Consider the following 6,439-nt stretch of genomic DNA (forward strand, 5'->3'; position numbering starts at 1 on the left):
CCATCACCGATTGAATCGTGATGCCTAATCAAGTGACAATAAATTAGATGACCTATCAAGAGCAACTTGCTCACTGGTTTTTCCAAATCGGCGCTGCCGCTGAGCAAACTCAGTGACCATGGCTGCAAGCTCTTTGTCGGTAAAATCTGGCCAAAGCGTTTGGGTAAAAAATAGCTCAGCATAAGCCGATTGCCACAATAAAAAGTTGGACAAGCGGTAATCGCCGCCCGTTCGAATCAGCATATCAACCGGCGGCGCATCATGAAGCTGAACGTGCTGCCCCAAGCTTTCTTTATTAATATCATCAAGGGTAATTTCGCCGTTTTGAACTTTTGCGGCAAGCTGCTTTGCGGCATTCGCAACGTCCCACTGACCGCCATAACTGATGGCAATCACCAATGTCATTTTGGTAAATTTTTCTGTTGTTGCTTCGGCAGCTTGCATTTTTTGTTGCAAATCATGACTTAACTTTTCACGGTCGCCAATAAAGCGCAGCCGAATCTCAAACTTAATCATCCTTGGCAACTGCTCATCAATGGTCAAGGATAAAAGCTGCATCAACAACGCCACTTCATTGGCGGGTCGCTGCCAATTTTCGCTAGAAAAGGCAAATACGGTGAGCACCTCAACGCCAACCTCACGGCAATATTCAACCACAGGGTCAAGCGCATCTTTTCCAGCAATATGACCGCCGCCGCTTCCCAATCGGTGAGCTTTGCCATAGCGATTGTTGCCATCCATAATGATGGCGATATGGCGCGGAAGAACGGTGTTTGAAAGCGAAGTTGGTAAGGTCATAAGGTCAGCTTTTAATGATAAAAAAGTTCAGCAACACGATAAATTGACGATTAACAAGAACCGACTTTTATAGCGTTATAGAGGTTTTATAATAACGCTTGAGCAATAAATTAAAAAGATAAGACGATAAATTTCACTAAATTATCATAATTAATAAGAGCGATTTTAATTCTTAAAAAAACAGCCAATAGCACCAAACTATTGGCTGTTTTTTAAAAGCGTTTTGATAAAAAGTTTACACTTCCATCAAGTCCGCTTCTTTTTTCTCAAGCTTGCTGTCAATGCTGGCAATATATTTGTCCGTCAATTTTTGGATATCATCACCCGCGCGGCGCTCATCATCCTCTGAGATTTCTTTTTCTTTTGCCAAATCCTTGATATCGTTCATCATATCACGGCGGATATTACGAATAGAAACGCGGCTACTTTCAGCTTCACCGCGAGCCAATTTTTGCATATCGCGGCGCGTGTCTTCGGTAAGCGCAGGCATTGGAACGCGAATCACATCCGCCGTCATGGGGTTAAGTCCCAAATCAGCTTCGCGGATGGCTTTATCCACCGCTTGAACCATCGTTCGATCAAACGGCTGAACCAATAGCGTTCTTGAGTCTTCAACGTTGACACTTGCCACTTGATTCAGCGGTGTGTCCGCGCCATAGTAGCTGACCATCACCCCTGACAGCATTCCAGGATGGGCGCGACCCGTGCGAACTTTACTAAAGGTATTTTCAAGCGCCTCTAAGGTCTTTTGCATACGCGCTTCGCCGTCTTGCTTAATCTCTTTAATCATCATAAATCCTTAATGTTAGTCAGTTAACATTCATTTATTTAACATTTAAAATTAACCTTGAAAAAATCTGTCAAAGGCGGCGTTAATGATAAACGCGAGTGCCTTCATTTTCACCCATCACAACATTGAGCAGCGCATTAGGCTTCGTCATATCAAACACTTGCAAGGGCACATTGTGCTCGCGGCACAGCGCAATCGCAGTCAAATCCATGACGCCAAGCTTTTGCTCAAGCACCTCATCAAAGGTCAGACCGTCATATTTGACCGCATCGCTATGCAGGCTTGGGTCTTTATCGTAAACGCCATCGACTTTGGTGGCTTTTAAAATCAAACCCGCTTCAATCTCAATACCGCGTAAGCAAGCGGCGGTATCGGTGGTGAAAAATGGATTTCCCGTTCCGGCAACAAAGATGCAAACCTCACCGTTTTTAAGGTAGCGAATAGCATTTCGGCTGCTGTAACTTTCGGTGACCTCACCAATGGGCAGCGCAGACATTAATCGTGTTTTGATATTTCGGCGCTCAAGCGCATCGCGCATGGCAAGACCGTTCATCACGGTGGCAAGCATTCCCATTTGATCGCCGGTCACCCGACCCACCAGACCTTCTTTTTGCAATTGCGAGCCGCGATAAAGGTTACCGCCGCCAACCACGATGCCCACTTGAACGCCAAGACCACGAAGGTGGGCGATAGATAAGCTCATTTTGTCTAAGACGTCGCTGTCGATACCCATGTCCTTGCCGCCGGCTAACGCCTCGCCTGAAAGTTTAAGCAAAATTCGCGCAAATTGGGGATTTTTGTCAGACATGAGAGCACCTTTTTAAGAAAATATCAACCACGGTAAATGAAGACTTATTGCCAATTATCCAATTCCAAGCCGAACGACGCCTCATGCAATAGCAAAAAACCATGCAAGCATTTAATACGTTTAGGCATTGGGAAGATAAATTGCGCCAATTGTAGCAAAATCTGCGTTGATTTGGCGCAAAATTTTTGCCTTTAGCCGTCAAAGCTTGCAAACAAATCGTACTCGCTGGCTTCATCAATGGTGACGGTTAAAAATTGACCGGCTTTGACCGAGCCATCAATGTCATCAACATAAACATGACCGTCAATTTCAGGAGCATCAGCAAAGCTTCGGCAAATGGCAATATTCTCTTCCGTATCGATTTCATCGACCAACACGGTTAAGGTTTTACCCACTTTTTCTTGCAATTTTTCAGCAGAAATGGCTTGTTGCAGCGCCATTAAGCGCTCATAGCGCTCCTGCTTAACATTTTCGGGAACGGGATTTGGTAACTCATTAGCCACCGCGCCCTCAACTTCGGAATAAGTAAACGCGCCCACGCGGTCAAGTCGCGCCTCTTTGAGCCAATCAAGCAGATATTCAAAGTCCGCTTCCGTCTCCCCCGGAAAGCCGACCACAAAGGTAGAGCGAATCACAATGTCAGGGCAAAGCTCGCGCCACGCCTTAATTCGCGCCAGTGTATTTTCGCTATGCGCAGGGCGTTTCATGGCTTTAAGCACGCTTGGACTGGCATGCTGAAACGGAATATCAAGATACGGTAACAGCTTTTTTTCGCTCATGAGCGCAACCACATTATCCACGTGTGGATACGGATAAACATAATGCAAGCGCACCCAAATCCCAAGCTGGTTTAGCGCTTGGCACAAATCAAAAAATTTGGATTTAAGCGGCATGCCATTCCAAAAGCTGGTTTTATACTTTAAATCAACGCCGTAAGCTGAGGTGTCTTGCGAAATGATAAGCAATTCTTTCACGCCAGCGTTCTTTAAAGCAACGGCTTCATTCATCACGCTATCAATCGGTCGCGATACCAAATCGCCGCGAAGGCTTGGGATAATACAAAACGTGCAGCGGTGGTTGCAGCCCTCTGAAATCTTGAGATACGCGTAATGGCTTGGGGTCAGCTTAATCCCCGCATCATTGATTAAATCAATTTTTGGGTCGTAAGTTTTATCCAAATTGGTGGGTTTTGGAACATGCTTTGATACTGCGGTAATCACCTCGTCATAAGCATGAGCGCCCGTCACCGCAAGCACCGCCGGATGCATTTCGCGGATTTTTTCCGCCTCTTTACCAAGGCAGCCGGTCACTATCACCTTACCGTTTTTATTAATTGCCTCGCCGATGGCATCTAGCGACTCTTGAACTGCTGACTCAATAAAGCCGCAAGTATTGACCACCACCAAATCCGCGCCGTCGTAATCTTTGGCAACCTGATAACCATCGCGGCTAAGCTCGGTGATGATGCGCTCACTATCAACCAGCGCTTTTGGGCAACCGAGCGACACAAAGCCAATTTTGGGCGCGCCAGTTCCTGATAAAGCCGCTGCCAAATCTGCGCCCTGTCCCATCCCAGATTGGGCACTTTCTTCAATACTGCGGTTTTGATTGTGATTGGCTTTATGATGATAAGGCGCATCGCTGCTTTTTTGCGGATGAAACATCGTCACGCTGTCGGTTAACGGCGAATTGTTATTGTTCAGAGCGGTTTGGCTTTGAGGATTGGACATGGCGAACCTTGATTGGAAGTGATTAAAGCTTGGCGCATTGTACGTTTTTTTTGATTCAATCGCTACAATTTATTCGCTAAGCGTTTGATTTAATGCTTAAAATTGGGTGAAAACTACCAAATTAAAGGCAGATTTTAGCGTTTTTGAGTATTTTTCAACCAAAACAAAACTCTCACTTTTTTAAAAAAACTTCAGTTAAAAAAATTTTTAATTTCAAAATCTTAGCAAAAAACTGCCAATTATTTTAAAATTAATTGCAAAAAAGGCTTGCCAAGCGTTTAAAACTCTATATAATGAGCAACCACTGAGACGCACTACCGAATCAGTTACTTATCTTCTTGCGATGACTTTATATCGCTACTAAGATAAGCTGACAAATGGGGCTGTGGCGGAATTGGTAGACGCACCAGATTTAGGTTCTGGCGCCGAGAGGTGTGAGAGTTCGAGTCTCTCCAGCCCCACCATTTTTCGATAGTGATTAAAGCTCTCAAACCTATACTAGACCTGCCTTCGGGCAGGTTTTTTTATATCTGAGATTTGACCCAAATCCCACGCTGGGACATACCGTGGGATTGATTAAGAATCTTATATTACTTAAAAACCTTGTATTTACTGACTTTCAGCGCTTATCACATCTTATCCCATAAGTTTTTGCGTGGGATTTGCCATAATTTCCCGTCATTTAAAGGGCTAACAAGTCCTTAATAATCTTGCTCATGCTTTGATAGCGCTGTGCTTGCCGTTTTGCTAATGCTTTATTAATAATAGGTTGGTATTGCTGATAATCAATTGGCAATATTGGAATTGGGTTTTGGCAGTGAGCCGTCGCCCAAGCTTTCGCATAATTTGGATTTGTTTTACCAATGCTAAACGCTCGCTTTCCCATCAATATCTCAACCATCATAATTCCAAACGCATAAATATCACTTTGCAAGCTTAATCCTTGCCCATGCCAACATTCAGGCGCTAGATACGCAGGCGTTCCGGCAACATTTGAGCTTTCGCTATTGCTAACCTGCTTTGATAAGGCAAAATCGGTTAAAAGTAGCTGCCGCTCGTGTTTACTATTATCAATCAAAATATTGCTCGGTTTAATATCGCCATGAAGCCAGCCGCTTTGATGAAAATTATTAATAATTTGCGCGCTTTTTATCAGCAACTCTTGCTTTTGTTCAAGACTCGTTAGCTGCCGAATCTGCTTATTTAATGAACTTGCAAAATAAGGCATCACCAAAAATTCAAACCGATAAGCTTTATCTAAAAAAATAAAGCTACTACTTTCGACAGCTAATAATTTTGGAACGATTTTTGAAGTTTTTTCTATTTTTGATAAATCTTTTAAAACGCTAATTTCATGAGACAATTCAGAAAAACTTTGCGGTGACAATGACCATTTAATCATCACGGTTCCAAAGCTTGAATGCTCCGCTTTAGTTAATCCTTGATAGCTTAAAAAATTATCCTTTTGCTGACTAAGTCGTTGATGGCAGATATTTAAATAACCAAAATCGCGAAATTTTTCGGTTAATTTCGGTAAAAGTTGAGTGGCTGTATTTTCTAACGCCAATTTTGGATTTATTGTTTTGGTTTTATTTTGGTTAACCGCTTTGCTGCTCAGGCTCATGATGACAATTATGCTTTAGTGAAAATTAGTTTATCGTATAGCAATCACAAAGGGGATGACCGCTACTATGAAAAAAAGACTCTCAATATTTTTACTTACTGGCTTGATGCTCACTGGATGTCATCAAGCTATTGACACTCAGACTATCAACATTCCTAGCAAGGTTTCACCTGTAATGTCAGAGACTGAAAACGCATTTGATGACCTTAATATACAAGCCAATCAAGGCGATGCTAAGGCTCAATTTAATATTGGTAAAGCTTACTACGACGGTCACGGCGTGGGTCAGGATTACATCAAAGCGATTGAATGGTTTACAAAATCCGCTGAGCAAGGCTATGTTCCTGCCCAATACCAACTTGGAACCCTCTATAACTATGGCGAAGGTGCTCGTCAGGACTATTATAAAGCGGCTAAATGGTATTTAGAAGCTGCCAACCACGGCGATGCTCGATCTCAATATAACCTTGGTATGATGTACTATGCAGGTCACGGCGTGCGAACCAATCTAGGTCGTGTCTTCAATTGGATAAGCCATAAATAATAGCTACAATACTGCATCTATGGATCTGATGCGAGAAATACGAGTCATGGCGAGAACAGCCCTAACAGATACGCTTTGGGAACAATTGCAATCAACAATGACACAGCATGGCTGCTATCAAACTCAAAACAGTCGAGAGGTCATG

The 6,439-nt window shown here is 43.3% G+C and carries 6 protein-coding genes and 1 tRNA gene; 2 read left to right on the forward strand and 5 right to left on the reverse strand.

The features are described 5' to 3' along the window. Window positions 1–24 precede the first annotated feature (24 nt). From uppS to rimO, 4 genes are all read right to left on the reverse strand, one after another. Window positions 25–798, reverse strand: a complete 774-nt coding sequence (gene uppS, locus HF322_RS03215; RefSeq protein WP_169391919.1) for a polyprenyl diphosphate synthase — start codon at window positions 796–798, stop codon at window positions 25–27. A gap of 235 nt (window positions 799–1,033) precedes the next feature. Then, the gene (frr, locus tag HF322_RS03220) at window positions 1,034–1,588 is read right to left on the reverse strand and encodes a ribosome recycling factor (RefSeq protein WP_169391920.1); all 555 of its coding nucleotides are present in this window, start codon (window positions 1,586–1,588) and stop codon (window positions 1,034–1,036) included. Between the two features lie 82 nt (window positions 1,589–1,670). Next, window positions 1,671–2,396: a UMP kinase gene (gene pyrH / locus HF322_RS03225; RefSeq protein ID WP_169391921.1), complete on the reverse strand. Its 726-nt coding sequence runs from the start codon at window positions 2,394–2,396 to the stop codon at window positions 1,671–1,673. Window positions 2,397–2,587: 191 nt separating this feature from the next. Then, a complete protein-coding gene (rimO, locus tag HF322_RS03230) occupies window positions 2,588–4,060 on the reverse strand; it encodes a 30S ribosomal protein S12 methylthiotransferase RimO (protein WP_219848162.1) in 1,473 nt (490 codons plus the stop codon). A 445-nt stretch (window positions 4,061–4,505) separates the two neighbouring features. On the opposite strand from rimO, the gene HF322_RS03235 reads away from it, so the two are divergent. Then, a tRNA-Leu gene (locus HF322_RS03235) sits at window positions 4,506–4,590 on the forward strand. A 218-nt stretch (window positions 4,591–4,808) separates the two neighbouring features. Here the strand turns inward: HF322_RS03235 and HF322_RS03240 are convergent. Then, on the reverse strand, window positions 4,809–5,750 hold the full coding sequence (locus HF322_RS03240; RefSeq protein ID WP_169391923.1) for a protein kinase: 942 nt from the start codon (window positions 5,748–5,750) through the stop codon (window positions 4,809–4,811). A gap of 175 nt (window positions 5,751–5,925) precedes the next feature. Here HF322_RS03240 and HF322_RS03245 point away from each other — a divergent pair, with 175 nt between their 5' ends. Next, window positions 5,926–6,294 carry a tetratricopeptide repeat protein gene (locus HF322_RS03245; RefSeq protein WP_219848146.1) on the forward strand — a complete coding sequence of 123 codons (369 nt, stop codon included), beginning with the start codon at window positions 5,926–5,928 and terminating at the stop codon, window positions 6,292–6,294. Window positions 6,295–6,439 lie beyond the last annotated feature (145 nt).

This window comes from Psychrobacter sp. MF31 (assembly GCF_012847335.1).
Lineage (GTDB): Bacteria > Pseudomonadota > Gammaproteobacteria > Pseudomonadales > Moraxellaceae > Psychrobacter.

What these genes read in the sequence shown, in the direction of transcription:
- uppS (WP_169391919.1), bottom strand. Translation starts at nt 798, where the DNA reads ATGACCTTACCAACTTCGCTTTCAAACACCGTTCTTCCGCGCCATATC.
- HF322_RS03240 (WP_169391923.1), bottom strand. Translation starts at nt 5,750, where the DNA reads ATGAGCCTGAGCAGCAAAGCGGTTAACCAAAATAAAACCAAAACAATA.
- rimO (WP_219848162.1), bottom strand. Translation starts at nt 4,060, where the DNA reads ATGTTTCATCCGCAAAAAAGCAGCGATGCGCCTTATCATCATAAAGCC.
- pyrH (WP_169391921.1), bottom strand. Translation starts at nt 2,396, where the DNA reads ATGTCTGACAAAAATCCCCAATTTGCGCGAATTTTGCTTAAACTTTCA.
- HF322_RS03245 (WP_219848146.1), top strand. Translation starts at nt 5,926, where the DNA reads ATGTCAGAGACTGAAAACGCATTTGATGACCTTAATATACAAGCCAAT.
- frr (WP_169391920.1), bottom strand. Translation starts at nt 1,588, where the DNA reads ATGATTAAAGAGATTAAGCAAGACGGCGAAGCGCGTATGCAAAAGACC.